General features: G+C 66.2%; 19 protein-coding genes. 13 read left to right on the plus strand and 6 right to left on the minus strand.

Annotated features, from left to right (window positions below; all coding sequences use genetic code 11):
* Positions 1–101: 101 nt before the first annotated feature.
* From AC1ZV1_RS07970 to AC1ZV1_RS07985, 4 genes are read left to right on the plus strand one after another with little or no spacing between them, the layout of a single operon-like run.
* Positions 102–1,007: a DMT family transporter gene (locus AC1ZV1_RS07970; protein ID WP_484296228.1), complete on the plus strand. Its 906-nt coding sequence runs from the start codon at positions 102–104 to the stop codon at positions 1,005–1,007.
* A 38-nt stretch (positions 1,008–1,045) separates the two neighbouring features.
* Complete coding sequence (locus tag AC1ZV1_RS07975; protein WP_484296229.1) at positions 1,046–2,146, plus strand: PLP-dependent cysteine synthase family protein; 1,101 nt, start codon at positions 1,046–1,048, stop codon at positions 2,144–2,146.
* A 9-nt stretch (positions 2,147–2,155) separates the two neighbouring features.
* Complete coding sequence (locus AC1ZV1_RS07980) at positions 2,156–2,845, plus strand: aspartate/glutamate racemase family protein (protein ID WP_484297525.1); 690 nt, start codon at positions 2,156–2,158, stop codon at positions 2,843–2,845.
* Between the two features lie 14 nt (positions 2,846–2,859).
* Positions 2,860–3,111: a hypothetical protein gene (locus AC1ZV1_RS07985; RefSeq protein WP_484296230.1), complete on the plus strand. Its 252-nt coding sequence runs from the start codon at positions 2,860–2,862 to the stop codon at positions 3,109–3,111.
* Positions 3,112–3,127: 16 nt separating this feature from the next.
* Here the strand turns inward: AC1ZV1_RS07985 and AC1ZV1_RS07990 are convergent, their stop codons facing one another.
* Positions 3,128–3,796 carry a COG3650 family protein gene (locus AC1ZV1_RS07990; protein ID WP_484296231.1) on the minus strand — a complete coding sequence of 223 codons (669 nt, stop codon included), beginning with the start codon at positions 3,794–3,796 and terminating at the stop codon, positions 3,128–3,130.
* Between the two features lie 86 nt (positions 3,797–3,882).
* Here AC1ZV1_RS07990 and AC1ZV1_RS07995 point away from each other — a divergent pair, with 86 nt between their 5' ends.
* A complete protein-coding gene (locus tag AC1ZV1_RS07995; protein WP_484296232.1) occupies positions 3,883–4,281 on the plus strand; it encodes a DUF488 domain-containing protein in 399 nt (132 codons plus the stop codon).
* Positions 4,282–4,334: 53 nt separating this feature from the next.
* Here the strand turns inward: AC1ZV1_RS07995 and AC1ZV1_RS08000 are convergent, their stop codons facing one another.
* The gene (locus AC1ZV1_RS08000) at positions 4,335–4,934 is read right to left on the minus strand and encodes a short chain dehydrogenase (RefSeq protein WP_484296233.1); all 600 of its coding nucleotides are present in this window, start codon (positions 4,932–4,934) and stop codon (positions 4,335–4,337) included.
* 93 nt (positions 4,935–5,027) lie between these two features.
* On the opposite strand from AC1ZV1_RS08000, the gene AC1ZV1_RS08005 reads away from it, so the two are divergent.
* The 3 genes from AC1ZV1_RS08005 to AC1ZV1_RS08015 all read left to right on the plus strand — a co-directional run bounded on the left by AC1ZV1_RS08005 (position 5,028) and on the right by AC1ZV1_RS08015 (position 7,009).
* A complete protein-coding gene (locus AC1ZV1_RS08005; protein ID WP_484296234.1) occupies positions 5,028–5,957 on the plus strand; it encodes a LysR family transcriptional regulator in 930 nt (309 codons plus the stop codon).
* 114 nt (positions 5,958–6,071) lie between these two features.
* On the plus strand, positions 6,072–6,536 hold the full coding sequence (locus AC1ZV1_RS08010) for an outer membrane lipoprotein (protein ID WP_484296235.1): 465 nt from the start codon (positions 6,072–6,074) through the stop codon (positions 6,534–6,536).
* A 14-nt stretch (positions 6,537–6,550) separates the two neighbouring features.
* Complete coding sequence (locus tag AC1ZV1_RS08015) at positions 6,551–7,009, plus strand: sn-glycerol-3-phosphate transporter (protein WP_484296236.1); 459 nt, start codon at positions 6,551–6,553, stop codon at positions 7,007–7,009.
* A gap of 77 nt (positions 7,010–7,086) precedes the next feature.
* Here the strand turns inward: AC1ZV1_RS08015 and AC1ZV1_RS08020 are convergent, their stop codons facing one another.
* From AC1ZV1_RS08020 to AC1ZV1_RS08030, 3 genes are all read right to left on the minus strand, one after another.
* On the minus strand, positions 7,087–8,409 hold the full coding sequence (locus tag AC1ZV1_RS08020; protein ID WP_484296237.1) for an aspartate aminotransferase family protein: 1,323 nt from the start codon (positions 8,407–8,409) through the stop codon (positions 7,087–7,089).
* On the minus strand, positions 8,406–9,488 hold the full coding sequence (locus tag AC1ZV1_RS08025; protein WP_484296238.1) for a phosphotransferase: 1,083 nt from the start codon (positions 9,486–9,488) through the stop codon (positions 8,406–8,408). The genes AC1ZV1_RS08020 and AC1ZV1_RS08025 overlap by 4 nt, the downstream gene beginning before the upstream one ends.
* 109 nt (positions 9,489–9,597) lie before the next feature.
* Positions 9,598–10,626, minus strand: coding sequence for an ABC transporter substrate-binding protein (locus tag AC1ZV1_RS08030; RefSeq protein WP_484296239.1), 1,029 nt, complete (start codon positions 10,624–10,626; stop codon positions 9,598–9,600).
* A 328-nt stretch (positions 10,627–10,954) separates the two neighbouring features.
* On the opposite strand from AC1ZV1_RS08030, the gene AC1ZV1_RS08035 reads away from it, so the two are divergent.
* Both AC1ZV1_RS08035 and AC1ZV1_RS08040 read left to right on the plus strand, forming a co-directional pair.
* Positions 10,955–11,689, plus strand: coding sequence for an SDR family NAD(P)-dependent oxidoreductase (locus AC1ZV1_RS08035; RefSeq protein WP_024765199.1), 735 nt, complete (start codon positions 10,955–10,957; stop codon positions 11,687–11,689).
* A 72-nt stretch (positions 11,690–11,761) separates the two neighbouring features.
* Entirely contained in the window at positions 11,762–12,448 is a 687-nt protein-coding gene (locus AC1ZV1_RS08040; protein ID WP_484296240.1) for a GntR family transcriptional regulator, read from the plus strand.
* 72 nt (positions 12,449–12,520) lie between these two features.
* On the opposite strand, the gene AC1ZV1_RS08045 is transcribed toward AC1ZV1_RS08040, so the two are convergent.
* Complete coding sequence (locus tag AC1ZV1_RS08045; RefSeq protein ID WP_484296241.1) at positions 12,521–13,720, minus strand: CaiB/BaiF CoA transferase family protein; 1,200 nt, start codon at positions 13,718–13,720, stop codon at positions 12,521–12,523.
* 258 nt (positions 13,721–13,978) lie between these two features.
* Here AC1ZV1_RS08045 and AC1ZV1_RS08050 point away from each other — a divergent pair, with 258 nt between their 5' ends.
* The 3 genes from AC1ZV1_RS08050 to recJ all read left to right on the plus strand — a co-directional run bounded on the left by AC1ZV1_RS08050 (position 13,979) and on the right by recJ (position 17,628).
* Positions 13,979–15,157, plus strand: a complete 1,179-nt coding sequence (locus AC1ZV1_RS08050; RefSeq protein ID WP_484296242.1) for a GGDEF domain-containing protein — start codon at positions 13,979–13,981, stop codon at positions 15,155–15,157.
* Positions 15,158–15,217: 60 nt separating this feature from the next.
* Positions 15,218–15,757, plus strand: a complete 540-nt coding sequence (locus tag AC1ZV1_RS08055; protein ID WP_484296243.1) for a YaeQ family protein — start codon at positions 15,218–15,220, stop codon at positions 15,755–15,757.
* A gap of 155 nt (positions 15,758–15,912) precedes the next feature.
* Complete coding sequence (gene recJ / locus AC1ZV1_RS08060) at positions 15,913–17,628, plus strand: single-stranded-DNA-specific exonuclease RecJ (protein ID WP_484296244.1); 1,716 nt, start codon at positions 15,913–15,915, stop codon at positions 17,626–17,628.
* The last annotated feature ends 70 nt before the right edge of the window (positions 17,629–17,698 follow it).

Raw genomic sequence — 17,698 nt, forward strand, 5'->3', positions numbered from 1 at the left:
ACCGTTCGAATCCGGCCCATACAGTTTCCCCACGATTCTGTACCTGTCGGCCGCCGGTGCGCGCCTCCTATACTCCGGGGACCTTTTGACTGGAGCGTCCCGTGCAGCAATCCCGGCCGTTCGCCCTCGCGTGCCTGGTGCTGGCCATGGCGCTCTGGGGCAGTTCCTTCATCGCGCTGAAGTTCGCCTTCCAGGAAATGCCGGCCATGTGGGTGATCTTCGCCCGTATGGCGCTGGGCAGCCTGATCTTCATCGCCGCCTGGCGCTGGCGCGGGCGCATCGATTACCGCCCCGGCGACTGGAAATGGCTGCTGGCGCTGGCCGCTTGCGAGCCCTGCCTGTACTTCATCTTCGAGTCCCTGGCGCTGCAGCAGACGAGCGCCGCGCAGGCCGGGATGATCACCGCGCTGCTGCCCTTGCTGGTGGCGGTCGGCGCGTTTTTCCTGCTGCATGAGAAAATCGCCCGCAACACCTGGCTGGGCTTCGCCCTGGCGGTGCTCGGCTCGCTCTGGCTGACCCTGGCCAGCGAGCCGGACCGCCACGCGCCCAATCCGCTGCTGGGCAATTTCTACGAACTGCTGGCGATGCTCTGCGCCACCGGCTACACGCTGTTGCTCAAGCACCTGTCGGCGCGCTACTCGCCCTTCATCCTCACCGCCATGCAGGCGTTCATCGGGTCGGTGTTCTTCCTGCCGCTGGCACTGGCGACCTCCGGCTTGCCGCCAGCGCCCGGGCCGACCGGCTGGTTCTCGTTGGTCTACCTGGGCAGCGTGGTTACCGTCGGAGCCTATGGGCTGTACAACTTCGGCGTCAGCCGCCTGCCGGCGAGCCAGGCGACCGGCTTCATCAACCTGATCCCGGTGTTCACCCTGATCTTCGCCGCGCTGCTACTGGGCGAGGTACTCAGCGGCCAGCAGGCACTGGCCGCCGGTCTGGTGTTCGCCGGTGTCGCCCTCAGCCAATGGCGCAGCACGCCGCCCACAACGCCCGCCGGTGTGCTGGACTGAACCTGTTGAATCGCTTGCCCTGCCAGGAGAACGACACGATGGCCACCCAGGAACGCAACTGGACCCGCGAAGCGATCCGCATCATCGAAGCGGATTTCCAGCGCAGCGCCGATACCCACCTGATCCCCCTGGAGATGCCCGGCCTACCGGGCGTGGACCTGTACTTCAAGGACGAATCGAGCCACCCCACCGGCAGCCTCAAGCATCGCCTGGCACGTTCGCTGTTCCTCTACGCGCTGTGCAACGGCTGGCTGAAGCCGGGCGCGCCGGTGATCGAGGCGTCCAGCGGCTCGACGGCGATCTCCGAGGCCTACTTCGCGCGGCTGCTGGGCCTGCCGTTCATTGCCGTGGTGCCGGCCAGTACCTCGAAGGAGAAGATCGCGCAGATCGCCTTCTACGGTGGCCAGGCGCATCTGGTGGAAGACCCGACGCAGATCTACGCCGAGTCCGAGCGCCTGGCGAAGGAAACCGGCGGCCACTTCATGGACCAGTTCACCTACGCCGAACGCGCCACCGACTGGCGGGCAAACAACAACATCGCCGAGTCGATCTTCCAGCAATTGCGCCACGAGCGTTTCCCGGAGCCCTCCTGGTTGGTCTCCAGCCCCGGTACCGGCGGCACCCTGGCGACCTTGGGGCGCTTCGCCCGCTACCGCCGGCATGACACCCGCGTGCTCTGCGCAGACGCCGAACGCTCGGTGTTCTTCGATTCCTACCGCACCGGCGACCGCGACCTGACCCTGAGCTACGGCTCGCGCATCGAAGGCATCGGCCGCCCGCGCGTGGAAGCCTCGTTCCTGCCCAAGGTGCTCGACGCCTGTTGCAAGGTGCCGGATGACCTGTCGCTGGCGGCCATGCACTACCTGGCCCAACGCCTGGGCCGGCGCGTCGGTGGCTCCAGCGGCACCAACCTGATCGGCGCCCTGCTGGTGGCGCGGCAAATGGTGGCGCGGCGCGAGAGCGGCTCGGTGGTGGCGATCCTCTGCGACGGCGGCGAGCGCTACGAGACCACCTATTACAACCCGTTGTGGCTGATTTCCCAGGGCTTCGACCTCGATCCGCTGATCGAGGCCGTGCGCCAGTGCGCTGAGCAGGGCGCGGCGTTGCCCGGCGAGCTGCCCTGCATCGGACTGGAGTGAACCATGTCCATGAAGACCATCGGCCTGATTGGCGGCATGAGCTGGGAATCGACCATTCCCTACTACCGGCAGATCAACGAACGCATCAAGGAACGCCTGGGCGGCCTGCATTCGGCGAAGGTCGCGCTGTACAGCGTGGACTTCCACGAGATCGAGCGCCTGCAGCATGCTGCTGACTGGGACGCCGCCGGCCGCATGCTGGCGGACGCGGCGCGCTCGCTGCAGGCAGCCGGCGCGGATTTCCTCGTGCTCTGTACCAACACCATGCACAAGGTGGCGCCGGCCATCGAGGCGGCGGTGGACATCCCGCTGCTGCACATCGCCGACCCTACTGCCGAGGCGATCCGCGCGGCGGGCGTTGCTACGGTCGGCCTGCTCGGCACGCGCTTCACCATGGAGCAGGCGTTCTACAGGGATCGCCTGGTGGAGAGGTTCGGGCTGAAGGTGCTGACGCCGAACGAGGGCGACCGTCAGGTGGTGCACCGGATCATCTACGAGGAGCTGTGCCTGGGGCGGATTCGCGATGAGTCGCGGGGCGAGTACCAGCGCATCATCGCTGCGCTGGTGGAGCAGGGCGCCGAGGCGGTGATCCTGGGCTGCACCGAGATTTCCCTGCTGGTCGGCCCGGCGGACGCCACGGTGCCGCTGTTCGACACTACGGCGCTCCACGCTCTGCACGCGGCCGACGCGGCCCTTTGAGGAGAAATGACAGTATGAGCTTCATCAGTCTGAAGGTCCGCGCGGCGTTCATCATGCACGGCTACGACGAGCAGAATCGCGAGGTGATCGAGCAGGTCTCGGACCCGGATTTCGTCGAGAAGCTGGTGCGCGTCGAGCGCATCCAGTCGATCAGCGAGAAGTACGTGCTGGTGACCGCCAGCGATGGCCGGCTGGCCTATTGGGAGTACGACGAGGAATTTGCCGTACTGAAGGCGCGGCTGGTGGCGGCGGGGCTGCTGGTCTGAGCCCCGCCGGCGGCGATCAGTCGCCGCTGGAGCCGCCCGGATAGGCGCAGCCGCGCATCACCTTGTCGTCCAGGCGCAGTTCGGCGGACAGGTTGCTCAGGGCGCCGCTCATGCTGTCCTGGCAACGCGCCGGCGCGACCCACAGCTCGACCTTCTCGCCATTGGCCTCGCTGGAGTAGCTGGTGCTGCCGTCGGGTACGCCCTCGGCGATGTAGGGCAGGACCAGCGATTGCTTGCCGGGCTGCTCGATCAGCATGCCCTGGCCGTTCACCAGTACGCTCCAGCCCGGCTCGTTGCCGTGGGCACGGACCACTGCGCGCTTGAAGTTCGGGTCGTCGCAGCCGGAGCCTTCGTTCTGCAGGCGGTAGACCTTGGCCACTTCCAGCTTGCCGTCGGTGCCCTGGGCGCTGCTGCCGCTGAAGCTGCCGCGCAGGTCGGCATAGAGCGAGGTGGCGCCGTCGTTGAACATCTCCAGCGCATCGCGGGGCAGGCCGGTGTTGCCGGTATCCTCGATGCTGAAGCGACGCTGCTCGGTGCAGGTGCGGAAGACCAGCTTGCCATCCAGCCGGCTCAGCTCGCCCTGCAGGCGCGTCGAGGCGTTAAGATCGGTCTTGTTCGGCGTCCACACCTGGCAGGCGGCGAACAGGGGTAGCAGGCTGAAGAGAATGAAACGGCTGGATCGCATGGAACGGGCTCCCTCGAAAGTGGGCCCACGTTACCCAGCACGGCCGGTCATCTCAAGGGCAATGCCACGGACGAGGAGTATTTCGGATGATTCGTTGCAAGCGCGCCTACGAACCGGCGGCGAAGGAGGACGGCCAGCGGGTGCTGGTGGACCGCCTGTGGCCGCGGGGGATTCGCAAGGAAGACCTGCACATGGAGCGGTGGGCCAAGGAGGCGTCGCCGTCCAACGAACTGCGCCAGCGCTTCCACCATGACCCGAGCCTGTTCGAGGACTTCCGCAAGGCTTACCACGGCGAGCTGAACGCCCACCCCGAGCACTGGATGGGGCTGCTCGACCTCGCGCGAAAGGGCACGCTGACGCTGCTCTACGCAGCCAAGGACGAAGCGCACAACAATGCCCAGGTGCTGGCGGAGTTCCTCGAAGACGCGCTGGAGGAGCAGGGCGAGGGCAGCTCGCCTGTTTGCTACGCGGGCAAGTCAGAATGACCGTGCAGGAGCGGGCACGGCCCGCTCCTGCACGGGGCGACAGAGTTCGCCGGTTACCAGATCTTGTACACCTGCCCGCTCTGCTTGCCTTCCACGCTGCGGGCGAAGCCCAGGGCGGCGTCGGCGGCCGGCACCGGCTTGAAGCCGCGGAAAAACGGGGCGTAGCCTTCCATCGATTCCACCAGCACGTTCGGGCTCACGGCGTTGATCCGCTGGCCGCGCGGCAGCTCCAGGGCGGCGCTGCGCACGAAGCCTTCCACCGCGCCGTTGACCAGGCTGGCCGAGCTGCCCAGCACGATGGGCTGTTCGCTGAGGATGCCGGTGGTGAGGGTGAAGGAGGCGCCGTCGTTGGCGTACCGGCTGCCGACCAGCACCAGGTTCACCTGGCCCATCAGCTTGTCCTTCAGGCCCACGGCCATTTCCGCCTCGCCCATTTCCGCAAGCGCGCCGAAGTGCACCTTGCCGGCGGCACTGATCAGCGCGTCGAACCCGCCGATCTGTTCGAACAGGGAACGGATAGAGGCGCTGTCGGTGATGTCCACGCGATAGTCGCCGCTGTTGCGACCGACGCGAACGATCTCGTGGCGCTGGCCCAGTTCGTTGGCGACGGCTTGGCCGAGGGTGCCGCTGGCACCGATCAGGATGATTTTCATGAAGGCTCCGAAGGGATTTGGCTGAAGACGGCTTCAGAGTAGAGTGGTCTCCTGTTCAGATAATCACGCCAATCGGTAACCTTTGGTTTTCATATGGAAACAATCGCCAGCGATCTGGAAGACCTTTCCGCGTTTGCCGTGCTGCTGGAGTGCGGCAGCTTCACCCGTGCGGCGGAGAAGCTCGGGTGCAGCAAGGGCCAGTTGTCCAAGCGGATTTCCGCGCTGGAGCAGGCGTTGGGCACGACGCTGGTGCACCGCACTACCCGACGCCTGTCGCTGACCGCCGCGGGCGCCGCGCTGTTGCCCGAGGCCCAGGCGCTCAATGCCCAGGCTGCGCGGGCGCGGCAGGCGGTGCTGGCGTTGCAGGAGGAGGCGCAGGGCAAGGTTCGCCTGAGTGTGCCGGTCTCCCTGGGCGAGACCTTCTTCGATGCGTGGCTGATGGAGTTTTCCCGGCAGTACCCGGAAATCCGCCTGGAGCTGGACCTGTCCAACGAACGCCGCGACCTGGTGGCCGATGGCTTCGACCTGGCGATCCGCTCCGGCAGCCTGGCGGTGGACGAGCGCCTGGTGGCACGGCCGCTGTTCGCCCTGCAGGAGTTGACCTGTGCCACCCCGGACTACCTCGCCGAACACGGTGTGCCGGAGGTACCGGGGGAGCTGGCCGGGCATTCCTGCCTGCAGAACACCCATTACCAGGACAGCGACGTCTGGCTCTACCAGCGTCATCACGAACTGTTCCGCGTGACGGTGAAGGGCCTGCTGGCAAGCAACCACTACACCCTGCTAAAGAAGGCGGCGCTGGCCGGCGCGGGAATCAGCCGGCTGCCGTCCTACATGATTCAGCAGGAACTGGCTGACGGCAGCCTCGTCTGGCTGCTGCGCGACTACCAGACCCGGACCCAGCCGGTGTTTCTCATCCATGCCTACCAGAGCCGCCTGCCGCGCCGCACGCAGCTGCTGGCGGATTATCTGCTGCGCTGGTTCGAGCGCAGCCGGATGCAGTTGGTCGCTCTGGAAGGCTGACAGAGGTTTCGTTCAGCTTCGTTCAGCGATGGTTCAGAGAGGGTTCAGGGGGAGTTCAGGGACTGATCGTTAGGCTTTCACCATCACTTTTGAGAGCCTTCCGAGGTAACTACCATGAACCGTCCCACTCTGCTGCTGACCGCTCTGTTCACCAGCGCCGCTCTGCTGAGCGGCTGCGCTTCCAACCTGTCGGGTTCCTCCTACTCCCGTGCCGACGCCCGCGCCGTGCAGAACGTGCGCATGGGCACCATCGAGTCGCTGCGCCCGGTACAGATCGAGGGAACCAAGACCCCCATCGGCACCCTCGCCGGTGCCGCCGTCGGCGGCATCGCCGGCAACTCCATCGGTGGCGGCCGTGGCAAGGCCATCACCACCATTCTCGGTGGCGTCGCGGGTGGCGCAGCGGGTTCGGCAGTGGAAGAGGGCATCACCCGCACCCAGGGCGTCGAAATCGTGGTCCGCGAGGACGACGGTGGTACCCGCGCCTATGTGCAGGCGGTCGATGCGAACCAGCAGTTCCGCATCGGTGATCGCGTCCGCATCATGACCGTCAACGGCGCCAGCCGCGTCACTATCTGAGCGGAGGACGCCCCATGCGCCGCCTGTTGATTGCCGCGCTGGTCCTGTTCGGCTGTGGCATTGCCATGGCCGAAGAAGGGGGCTTCTGGTACCTGCAGACCAGCGTCTATACCACCCACTGGAACCACGACCCGGACCACAACAACCACCAGGAGCTGATTGGCCTTGAGCGCAATCGCGCCGATGGCGTGGTCTGGGGCGGTGCGACCTTCAAGAACTCCTTCAGCCAGCGCTCCAACTATGTCTATGCCGGCAAGCGCTTCGACTGGGACGGCACGCCCTTCTACGCCAAGGTCACCGGCGGTGCGCTGCAGGGCTATCGCGGTGAGTACCGCGACAAGATTCCGCTCAACCACCTGGGCGTAGCGCCAGCGATCATTCCGTCGGTCGGTGCGCATTACGGCCCGGTCGGCGCCGAATTCGTGGTGCTGGGCAATGCCGCCGCGATGGTCAATGTCGGCGTACGCTTCTGATTCTTTCGACAGCCCAATTGAAACGGGCCGCGATGAGTGATCATCGCGGCCCGCGCCGTTTCTGGGGGAGGAAAGCCTCAGGCGGTAACGTCCTTCAGGGTCTTGTCCAGGCAGTCGATGAACAGCTCGGCATGCTCCTGCTCGAAGGCGAGCAGCGGGCGAATCTTCAGGATGTTCTCCAGCGGCCCGGCCGCGCTGATCAGTACGCCGCGTTCGCGCATACCGTTGACCACGTGGCGTGTCTGATCGGCGGCGGGTGTCTTGGCTGCACGGTCGGTGACCAGTTCGACACCGAGAAACAGTCCCGCGCCACGTACGTCGCCGATCATCTCATGGCGTTCCGCCAACTGACGGATACCGTCGGCGAGGAAGGTGCCGATGCGCCGGGAGCGCTCCAGCAGTTGCTCGTCGCGGATCACGTCGAGCACCGCCTGGGCCGCGGCGCAGGACACCGGATTGCCGCCGAAGGTATTGAAGTAGCGCACTTCGCGGCCGAAGCTTTCGAGGATTTCCGGGCGCACCACCACGCCGGCGATAGGCTGGCCGTTGCCCATGGGTTTGCCGAGGGTGACCAGGTCCGGTTGCACGCCATGCCGCTGGAAGCCCCACATGGCGTCGCCGGTACGGGCGAAGCCGCTCTGCACTTCGTCGGCGATGTAGAGCAGGCCTTCGTCCTGGGCGACCTTCACGGCTTCGGCGAGGAAGCCGGCCGGCCCTGCCAGCACGCCGTCGCTGGCGAAGATGCCGTCGAGCAGCAGGGCGGCGGGCTTGATGCCGTGGGCGCGCAGGTCGGCGATGGCGGCGCGTACGTCATCGGCAAACCGCTTGCCGACGTTCTCCGCGCCCAGACGGTAGGCGTCCGGCGCAATCACGGTGCGCGCGTGGGCGGGGAGGGTGATGCCGGCGCCGAGTGATGGCGACAGCTCGGAGATGGTGCCGGTGACGCCGTGGTAGGCGAAGCGGGTGATGATCACGCCGGTGCCGCCGGTGTACTGGCGGGCGATGCGCAGGGCGAGGTCGTTGGCTTCGCTGCCGGTGCAGGTGAACATCACCTGGTCCAGGCCGTCGGGGAAGGTGGCGAGCAGGTCTTCGGCGTAGTCGAGGATGCCTTCCTGCAGGTAGCGGGTGTGGGTGTTCAGCAGCGCTGCCTGGTTGGCGATGGCTTGCACCACGCGCGGATGGCAGTGGCCGATGGAGGCGACGTTGTTGTAGGCGTCGAGGTAGCGGTTGCCCTGGTTGTCGTAGAGCCACACGCCCTCGCCGCGCACGGTGTGCAGCGGGCGCTCGTAGAACAGCCGGTAGGCCGGGCCGAGCAGGCGCGCGCGGCGCTCGATCAGGCGGCGTTCCTGTTCGCTCAGGCGCTCGGCGTCGGCGGCGTTGAATCCGTTGGGCATGGTCATGGGCGGGGCTCCTGTTGATTCGCGTTGGCGCAGGCGGCGGCGATCTGCTCCTGCGCCTGCCCCCGGCTCAAGCCGGCCAGGCCCTGCAGGCTCTGCCAGGCATGGCGGGTGTTGCGCAGGATGTAGTCACGGTTTTCGGGGTGCAGGCTGGCGCGCCAGGCGGTAATGCTCAGGGTCATAATCAGGCGCGTAGCGATCAGGTCGGCGAGGATTTCCTGTTCTTCGACCAGCAGCGGGCAGCGGCGGTGGTAGGCGGCGATCATTTCGCAAGCGGTGGCCAGCGGTGCGTCCGGTTCGCCCACCTGGTAGGCGGCGGCGACACCGAGGTCGTTGATCAGCGGCGCATGGACCATGTCGCCGAAGTCGAGGATGTTGCGCACCTGGTCCGGGTGCTGCGCGTCGACGATGACGTTGTGCGGGTTGAGGTCGTTATGGATGACCTGGGCGCGCAGCGAGGCCTGGCGGGGCAGGGCATGGCGCTCGAAGTTGTCGAGGAAGCGTTCGACCAGCGCGCGCTGCTCGCGGTCCTCGATGTAGGTCAGCAGGTTACGCAGGCGCGAGGCGTGCTTGAGGTCCCAGAGCAACTCGTGGCCGGCGGTGGCCGGGTGCTCGAAACCCTTGAGCGCCAGGCCCAGGCGGGCCAGGTCGTCGCCCAGGTTTTCGCGCAGGGCGCGGCTGCGTTGCACGACGCGGTGCAGTGGGACGCCGTCGACGAAGGAGAACAGCCGGGCAATCATCGGCTGGCCGTCGACGGTGATGGGAATCTGGTGTTCGCCATTCAATGAGGGATAGACGCGCTGGACCGCCAGGGTCGGGTCTTCGGCCTCGACGCGGAGCAGGGCGCGGGTCTGGAAGTCCACCACCTGCGAGTCTTCCAGCGGGTGGGAAAGTTTCAGCAGGCGATCGTCGCCATGGCCGTGGGCGATGTGGAAATTCAGGTCGCGTTCGCCGGCGAGGCGGTGCAGCGCGCCGCGCTGGCCGAAGTATTCCTCGGCGATGGCAGCGGCCTGGGCGTCGCTCACCTGGGCGGGGGCCGCTTCCAGCAGGTGGTCGTGGACGGGAGCGGTATTGAGGGGCACGGGTACATCTCCAGCAGGGTTCAGCGAGGTGTTGCGGGTCGAGCGGTGTTTCCAGAGTGCGGCGAACAAGTGCGACCGCCCGGCGTGGAGCCGAGCGGTCGGCGCGGGCTTACTTGCTGGCCCAGGCGTTGAAGCGCTGTTCCAGCTCTTCGCCGTGGTCGATCCAGAACTCGGTGTCCATGGCGCGCGCGTTCTCCAGGTTCTGCGGCGCGGTGGGCAGCTTCGGCGCAATGGCCGGGTCGATCAGCGGAATGGTGTTCTTGTTGGTCGGGCCGTAGGGAATGTTCTCGGCGAAGACTTTCTGGTGCTCGGGCTTGTTGGCCAGTGCGATGAACTGCTCGGCCAGTTCCTTCTTCGGGCTGCCCTTGACGATGGCCCAGTGGTCCAGGTCATAGATGCTGCCGTTCCACTGGATGGCGAAGTCGCGACCTTCCTTCTGCGCAGTGGCGACGCGACCGTTGTAGGCACTGGTCATCACCACGTCACCGGCGGCCAGCCACTGTAGCGGTTGCGCACCGGCTTCCCACCACTGGATGTACGGCTTGATCTCGTCGAGCTTCTTGAACGCCCGATCCACGCCTTCCTTGGTGCCCAGCACCTTGTACAGGTCGGCCTGTTTCACGCCGTCGGCTTCGAGGGCGAATTCCAGGGTGAACTTGGCGCCGCGTCGCAGGCCGCGCTTGCCGGGGAATTTCTTCACATCCCAGAAGTCGGCCCAGCCGGTGGGGGCGTTGGCGAGCTTCTTGGCGTCGTAGGTGAGCACGGTGGACCAGATGAAGATGCCCACGCCGCAATCGCTCACGGCAGCATCGAGGAAGTCGGCCTGTTTCCCAAGCTTGGACCAGTCGAGCTGCTCGAACAGCCCTTCGCTGCAACCGCGCATCAGTTCCGGGGATTCGACCTCGACCACGTCCCAGCTGGTCTTGCCGGTGTCGGCCATGACCTTGATCTTGGCCATCTCGCCGTTGTACTCGGCGCCCTGGACGGTGACCTTGGCCTGCTGTTCGAAGGGTTTGTAGAAGGCCTTTTCCTGGGCCACCTTGTTGTCTCCACCGAAGGACACCACGGTGAGTGTTTCGGCATGCAGCTGGGCGGCGCCGCCGGCCAGCATCATCAGTGCTATGGCTTTCTTGAACATGCGATGACTCCTGAGCGGGCCAATCCGGCCCATGAATAAGAGGGCAGCTTCAAGAGTGGGGCGCTGCGCCGGACCAAGCTGGAAGGCCGGCTGATACGCCCTCGGACATCAGGGAGAAGAACGGGCGGAACGGGTGTGGTCGATCATTGGAATGTGCTCCGTTTCTTGTTGTTGTTCGGATAGCTCGTTGTAGGACCAAGCTGAGCCGATTAAAACACCTTCCCAAACATGATGCATCATGTTTTTATTGGCGCCAGGCTCCACGGATGTTTACGGATCGCACGCCCGATGGGGCGCAGACAGCGGCTCAGAATCAAGAGGGAAGACCATGAACCAGACTCGCACCCTGCTGCTTACCGGCGCCAGCCGCGGTATTGGCCACGCCACGGTGAAGCACTTCAATGCCGCCGGCTGGCGCGTGTTCACCGCCTCGCGCCAGGACTGGAGCGCCGAATGCCCCTGGGCCGAGGGGCTGATCAACCACATCCACCTGGACCTGGAAGACATCGACAGCGTCCAGGCCAGCCTGCCGATGATCCGCGAGAAGCTCGGCGGTAGCCTGCACGCGCTGGTGAACAACGCCGGCATTTCGCCCAAGGGCCCGGAAGGCGAGCGCCTGGGTGTGCTGGGCAGTGACTACGCCACCTGGCTCAAGGTGTTCAACGTCAACCTCTTCTCCACGGCGCTGTTGGCCCGTGGCCTGTTCGACGAACTGAAGGCGGCCAAGGGCTCGGTGATCAACGTCACCTCGATCGCCGGCTCCCGCGTACACCCGTTCGCCGGTGCCGCCTACGCCTGCTCGAAAGCCGCACTGGCGGCGCTGACCCGCGAGATGGCCCATGACTTCGGCCCGCATGGTGTGCGGGTGAACGCCATCGCGCCGGGGGAGATCGACACGGCGATCCTGTCCTCGGGCACCGAACTGATCGTCGAGCGCGACATTCCGATGCACCGCCTGGGCAAGCCGGAGGAGGTCGCCTCGCTGATCCACTTCCTCTGCACCAGTGGCGCGTCTTATGTGAACGGCGCGGAAATCCATGTCAACGGCGGCCAGCATGTGTGATCCCGCTGGCATCCAGTGCGCTCAATCCGCATCATGCGCGCCGGAAATGCCGCAGCACGCGATGAGAAAGCGATGAACTACCCGATCGATGGCCTGAATCACTCCTACCTCGGCAGCGGCGTCTACGCGCTGCTGCGCGAGGCGCTGGTCACCGGCCGTTTCAAGCCGGACGACCGCCTGCGCATCCGTGACCTGGCCCAGCAGCTGGGCACCAGCGTCACCCCGGTGCGCGACGCCATCCTGCAACTGGCCAAGGAACAGGCGCTGGTGCTCAAGACGCCGCGGGACATCCGCGTGCCGTTGCTCACCCGCGAGCAATACCTGGAGATCCGCAGCATCCGCGTAGCGCTCGAAGGCCTCGCCGCCGAGACCGCCGCCGCACGTGCCAGCGATGGGCAACTGGACGAACTGGAAGCCAACATCCGCGAGAACCTCGACGCGATCCACGCGGAGGATATGGTCCTGGCGCTCAAGCTCAACCAGGCCTTCCACTTCGCCCTGGCCGACATCGCCGGCATGCCGCTGCTGCGCGCCTTCCTCGACAGCCTGTGGATGCGCACCGGCCCGTTGATCGCCCAGGCCTATGCCGACTTCAATGAGCGCATGGCCATCGAACACCACTGGGACGTTCTGCGAGCCCTGCGCGAGCGCAATGGTCCTGGCGCCCGCGAGGCGATCCATGCAGACCTGCTGGACGGCAGCGAGAAGATGCTGGAATTCATTGCCCAGACCGAAGAGTCGGAGCAGGAGGCGGGCTGAGCCTGCCCGTTCCCTGCAGGCACGTGCCACGCCCGTGATCGCGGGCATGGCCGGCTCCTACGGGTTTGGATGTCAGACCGCCCCATCCTTGCGCAGCGCCGCGATGGCCGCAGCGTCATAGCCCAGTCCGCTCAACACCTCATCAGTGTGCTCGCCCAGCTTCGGGCCGATCCACTCGGCGCTGCCGGGGGTGTCGGAGAGCTTCGGGACGATCCCGGGCATGCGGAAGGATTTGCCGTCCGGCAGCTTGGCCGAGAGGAACATCTCCCGTGCGAGGAATTGCGGGTCGCTGAACATGTCCTCGGCCGAGAAGATGCGGCTGGCCGGCACGTCGGCTTCGGTCAGCACCTTCAGCACGCTATCCAGCGATTCGGAGCGTGCCCAGCGGTCGATGATGCCGTAGAGCTCGTCGCGGCGCGCATCGCGGCCGTCGTTGCTGGCCAGGCTCGGGTCGTCGGCGAGGTCGAGGCGGCCGATCGCGGTCATGAAGCGGCGGAAGATGGCATCGCCGTTGGCGGCAATCTGCACATGCTTGCCGTCGGCCGTGGTGTGCACGGAGGAGGGGGTGATGCCGGGCATGATGTTGCCGGTACGTTCGCGGATGAAGCCGAACACATCGAATTCCGGGACCATGGATTCCATCATGGCGAACACTGCCTCGTAGAGCGCCACGTCCACCACCTGCCCGGCGCCGCCGTTCACCTCGCGGTGACGCAGCGCCATCAGCGCGCCGATCACGCCCCACAGCGCAGCGATGGAGTCCCCGATGGAGATGCCGGTGCGCACTGGCGGGCGGTCCTCGAAGCCGGTGATGTAGCGCAGCCCGCCCATCGACTCGCCCACCGCGCCGAAGCCCGGCTGGTCCTTGTAGGGGCCGCTCTGGCCGAAGCCGGACAGGCGCACCATTACCAGCTTCGGGTTCAGCGCATGGATCACGTCCCAGCCCAGGCCGAGTTTCTCCAGCACGCCGGGGCGGAAGTTCTCGATCAGGATGTCGGCCTCGGCCAGCAGCTTCTTCAGCACCTCGCGGCCGGCCTCATGCTTGAGGTTCAAGGTCAGCGAACGCTTGTTGCGCGCCTGCACGAACCACCACAGCGAGGTGCCCTCGTAGAGCTTGCGCCACTTGCGCAGCGGGTCGCCGCCGTCGGGCGACTCGACCTTGATGACTTCGGCGCCGAATTCCGCGCACAGGCGCGAGGCGAAGGGGCCGGCGATCAGGGTGCCGAGTTCGATGACCTTGAGGCCGGCGAGGGGTTTGGCGGTACTGTTCATCGGTCTGTCCGATCAGATAGGAATCGCCGGACTCTAACGCGTGTGTGCCGCTTCGAACAGGCCGCCGGGCAGGCGCCTGGCACTGGCGCTTTGCGCCGACCTTTGGCGCGCGTAGAGTAGCGACATTCAGATACTTCCTACTTCCGCTCGCGCGGTTTCGCGCAGGTATACCGTGATGCGTTCGTCTTCCTTCCAACAGCCCGATGGCCCGGCGGCATTCTCTGATGAATGCTTGCCGGCGGGTGGCGAGGGGGCGGCATGACGTTGCATTTGCCGACGCTGGTTGTCGTCGACCTCTACGTGCTGACCCTGGTCGGTGTGCTGATGGCCTTTGCCTGGCACGGTGGCCGCCGCGAGCACACGCTGGGCTACATGAGTGCCGCGCTGTTGCTGGGGGCGCTGGGCACTCTACTGGCCACCCTGCGTGGCATCGGCATGGACTGGTTGCCCATCCTGATCGGCAACGTGGTCCTGCACCTCTGTTCGGCAATGACCTGGACGTCCATGCGCGTCTTCACCGGACGCAAACCGCATTGGCCATTGATTGGCGCGGGCGCGGCATTGTGGGCACTGCTGTGCCTGGTGCCTCCGTTCTATGAGTCCCTGGCGGCGCGTATCGCTGTCAGTACGGGTATCACGGTCATCTACTGCATCGCGGCCCTCAGCGAGTTGTGGCGGGACCGCCGGAAACTCGAAGTGGAGCTCAGGCCGACGTTGGCGTTGTTGCTGTTCCATACCCTGGTTTATTCGGTGCGCCTGGTGGTCGACCGTGGCATGCCGTTCGAGAGCGTGTCGAACAATGGCCAGGGCTCGACGTTCTTCACCTTTCTGGTCTTCGAGACCATGCTCTTTGCTATCGGCATCGCGTTTGCCACTCTGGCGATGGTCAAGGAGCGGGCCGAGTTGCAGTTCCGCAGCGCCGCTCTGAGCGACCCGCTGACCGGCGTGGGCAATCGCCGCGCCTTCATGGAAACCGGCGAACGACTACTGCGCCTGTGCGTCGAGCGTGGCGAGCAGGCCTCGCTGTTGCTTTGCGACCTGGACAACTTCAAACGTCTCAATGACTCCTTCGGCCATCCTGCCGGCGACCGCGTGCTGGTCGAGTTCAGCCGCATCACCGCCTCGCGGATGCGCAAGCACGACCAGTTTGCCCGCATCGGCGGGGAAGAGTTCGCCTGCCTGCTGGTGGCGGCCGACACCGAAGGTGCCTGCCAGGTGGCGGAGCGGGTACGCCGCGAGTTCGCCGAATTGCCGTTCATGGCCGAGGGCCAACTCAGCGTCAGCATCGGCATCGCCACCACTCGCGAAGCCGGGCATGACCTGCTGCGTCTGCTGTCGCTGGCCGATCAGGCGCTCTACGCTGCCAAGGCCAAGGGCCGCAACCGCATCGAACTGGCCGCGCCGGAGCCGGGAACCGACCGACGTCCGCGGACATAAGCCACGGCGCCGACGCTTTCGCGGTAGACTTGCCGCCTTCAAAATTCGCCGGGAACCCCCATGGCCCTGTCCGCCACGCCCTACAAAGCCGATATCAGCCTGACCGACCTCGACCGTGGGGTCTACGAGACCCTGCGCTTCACCGTCGCCCGTCACCCCTCGGAAACCGAGGAGCGCCTGGCGGTGCGCCTGCTCGCCTACGTCATCTGGTACAGCGAGCAGTTGGCGTTCGGACGCGGCCTGTCGGACGTGGAAGAGCCCTCGCTGTGGGAAAAGAGCCTGGACGATCGCGTGCTGCACTGGATCGAAGTCGGCCAGCCCGACGCCGAACGCCTGACCTGGTGCTCGCGCCGCTGCGAAAAACTGACCCTGGTCGCCTACGGCAACCTGCGCGTGTGGACGACCAAGGTGCTCGACAGCGTGCGTCACCTGAAGAACCTCAACGTCGTGGCCATGCCCCAGGAAGCGCTGGAGGAAATCTCCCGCGACCTGCCGCGTTCGATCAACTGGACCGTGATGATCAGCGAAGGGACGATCTTCGTGACCGACGAGCGCGGCCAGCATGAGTTGCAGGTTGAATGGCTGATGGGCGAGCGCTGATTTGCGCTAGCTGCGCGTCGGCCCGGCTGCGTTGCAAACAGGCGCGGGCCTGCTCATTTGCTGCAGCAAACTGCGGCCCACGCCTGTTCGCGCCTTGCTGTGCTTTGGCTCGCAAGGCGCGAGATTGAGTCGAAAAAGGAACAGTTGGAACCCTGATGCGCATCGAATCCCGCCCCCTCCCGCCAACCCTGCCCGACCTGGGCGACCTGCCGCCGCTGCTGACCCGCCTCTACGCCGCCCGTGGCGTGCAGAGCGCTGAAGAGCTGGACAAGGGCCTGGCGCGGCTGATCCCGTATCAGCAGCTCAAGGGCGTGGACGCCGCGGTGGAGTTGCTGGTCGATGCGCTGGAGAAGGGCCAGCGAATTCTCTATGTCGGCGACTTCGACGCCGACGGTGCCACCGCCAGCAGCGTCGGTGTGCTGGCGCTGCGCATGCTCGGCGCGGCCTGGGTCGATTACCTGGTGCCCAACCGTTTCGAGTACGGCTACGGCCTGACCCCGGAAATCGTCGCCGTGGCACTGGAGAAGCGCCCGGAACTGCTGGTGACCGTGGACAACGGCATCTCCAGCATCGACGGCGTCGCCGCGGCCAAGGCTGCCGGCCTGCGCGTGCTGGTCACCGACCACCACCTGCCGGGGGCGGAGCTGCCCGCCGCCGACGCCATCGTCAACCCGAACCAGCCCGGCTGCGAATTCCCCAGCAAGGCCATGGCCGGCGTCGGCGTGATCTTCTACGTGATGCTTGCCCTGCGTGCCCGCTTGCGTGAGCGCGGCTGGTTCGCTGCGCGCGGTATCGCCGAGCCGAACCTTGCCGAGCTGCTCGACCTGGTGTCCCTGGGCAGCGTCGCCGACGTGGTGCCGCTGGACGCCAACAACCGCATCCTGGTGCACCAGGGCCTTGCGCGCATCCGTGCCGGCCGTGCCCGTCCGGGCCTGCGCGCGCTGCTGGAAGTCGCCGGGCGTGATTGCCGGCGGATCACCTCCACGGACCTGGGCTTCATCCTCGGTCCGCGTCTGAATGCTGCCGGTCGCCTGGACGACATGTCCCTGGGCATCGAACTGCTGCTGTGCGAGGACGAAGCCGTCGCCCGCGACATGGCGGTGCAGCTCGACCAGCTCAACCAGGACCGCAAGGCCATCGAGCAGGGCATGCAGCGCGAGGCGCTGGCCCAGCTCAAGGAACTGCCGGTGGAGCAGATGCCCTTCGGCCTGTGCCTGTTCGACCCGGAATGGCACCAGGGCGTGATCGGCATCCTCGCCTCAAGGCTGAAGGAGCGTTACCACCGGCCGACCATCGCCTTCGCCGATGCCGGCGACGGCACGCTCAAGGGCTCGGCGCGGTCGGTGCCGGGCTTCCACATCCGCGATGCGCTGGACGCCGTGGCTGCGCGTCATTCGGGGCTGATCAGCAAGTTCGGCGGCCACGCCATGGCAGCCGGCCTGTCGTTGCCCCAGGAGCACTTCGGTGCCTTCGCTGCCGCCTTCGACGCCGAGGTGCGCCGCCAACTGGATGAAGACGATCTCACCGGCCGCCTGCTCTCCGACGGCCAGCTGGGCGCCGAGGAATTCCACCTGGAGCTGGCCCGCGCCCTGCGTCAGGCCGGTCCCTGGGGGCAGCATTTCCCCGAGCCGCTGTTCCACGGCATCTTCCAGATCGTCCAGCAGCGCGTGGTCGGCGAACGTCACCTGAAGCTAGTGCTCAAGACCGAATGCGGTTCGCTGCAGCTGGACGCCATCGCTTTCAACATCGACCGCGACATCTGGCCGAACCCCACCGTGCGCTGGGCGGAAGTGGCCTACAAACTGGACGTCAACGAATTCCGCGGCAACGAGACGGTGCAACTGATGGTGGCGCATATCGCGCCACGTTGAGCCGGCTTACACGAGCGCTCCCTGTAGGAGCGCCCCATGGGCGTGATCGCGCCCACAACGCCTTTCTAGA

This window comes from Pseudomonas sp. BB438, assembly GCF_057180225.1.

What these genes read in the sequence shown, in the direction of transcription:
- AC1ZV1_RS07975 (WP_484296229.1), top strand. Translation starts at nt 1,046, where the DNA reads ATGGCCACCCAGGAACGCAACTGGACCCGCGAAGCGATCCGCATCATC.
- AC1ZV1_RS07980 (WP_484297525.1), top strand. Translation starts at nt 2,156, where the DNA reads ATGAAGACCATCGGCCTGATTGGCGGCATGAGCTGGGAATCGACCATT.
- AC1ZV1_RS07985 (WP_484296230.1), top strand. Translation starts at nt 2,860, where the DNA reads ATGAGCTTCATCAGTCTGAAGGTCCGCGCGGCGTTCATCATGCACGGC.
- AC1ZV1_RS07990 (WP_484296231.1), bottom strand. Translation starts at nt 3,796, where the DNA reads ATGCGATCCAGCCGTTTCATTCTCTTCAGCCTGCTACCCCTGTTCGCC.
- AC1ZV1_RS07995 (WP_484296232.1), top strand. Translation starts at nt 3,883, where the DNA reads ATGATTCGTTGCAAGCGCGCCTACGAACCGGCGGCGAAGGAGGACGGC.
- AC1ZV1_RS08000 (WP_484296233.1), bottom strand. Translation starts at nt 4,934, where the DNA reads ATGAAAATCATCCTGATCGGTGCCAGCGGCACCCTCGGCCAAGCCGTC.
- AC1ZV1_RS08005 (WP_484296234.1), top strand. Translation starts at nt 5,028, where the DNA reads ATGGAAACAATCGCCAGCGATCTGGAAGACCTTTCCGCGTTTGCCGTG.
- AC1ZV1_RS08010 (WP_484296235.1), top strand. Translation starts at nt 6,072, where the DNA reads ATGAACCGTCCCACTCTGCTGCTGACCGCTCTGTTCACCAGCGCCGCT.
- AC1ZV1_RS08015 (WP_484296236.1), top strand. Translation starts at nt 6,551, where the DNA reads ATGCGCCGCCTGTTGATTGCCGCGCTGGTCCTGTTCGGCTGTGGCATT.
- AC1ZV1_RS08020 (WP_484296237.1), bottom strand. Translation starts at nt 8,409, where the DNA reads ATGACCATGCCCAACGGATTCAACGCCGCCGACGCCGAGCGCCTGAGC.
- AC1ZV1_RS08030 (WP_484296239.1), bottom strand. Translation starts at nt 10,626, where the DNA reads ATGTTCAAGAAAGCCATAGCACTGATGATGCTGGCCGGCGGCGCCGCC.
- AC1ZV1_RS08035 (WP_024765199.1), top strand. Translation starts at nt 10,955, where the DNA reads ATGAACCAGACTCGCACCCTGCTGCTTACCGGCGCCAGCCGCGGTATT.
- AC1ZV1_RS08040 (WP_484296240.1), top strand. Translation starts at nt 11,762, where the DNA reads ATGAACTACCCGATCGATGGCCTGAATCACTCCTACCTCGGCAGCGGC.
- AC1ZV1_RS08045 (WP_484296241.1), bottom strand. Translation starts at nt 13,720, where the DNA reads ATGAACAGTACCGCCAAACCCCTCGCCGGCCTCAAGGTCATCGAACTC.
- AC1ZV1_RS08050 (WP_484296242.1), top strand. Translation starts at nt 13,979, where the DNA reads ATGACGTTGCATTTGCCGACGCTGGTTGTCGTCGACCTCTACGTGCTG.
- AC1ZV1_RS08055 (WP_484296243.1), top strand. Translation starts at nt 15,218, where the DNA reads ATGGCCCTGTCCGCCACGCCCTACAAAGCCGATATCAGCCTGACCGAC.
- recJ (WP_484296244.1), top strand. Translation starts at nt 15,913, where the DNA reads ATGCGCATCGAATCCCGCCCCCTCCCGCCAACCCTGCCCGACCTGGGC.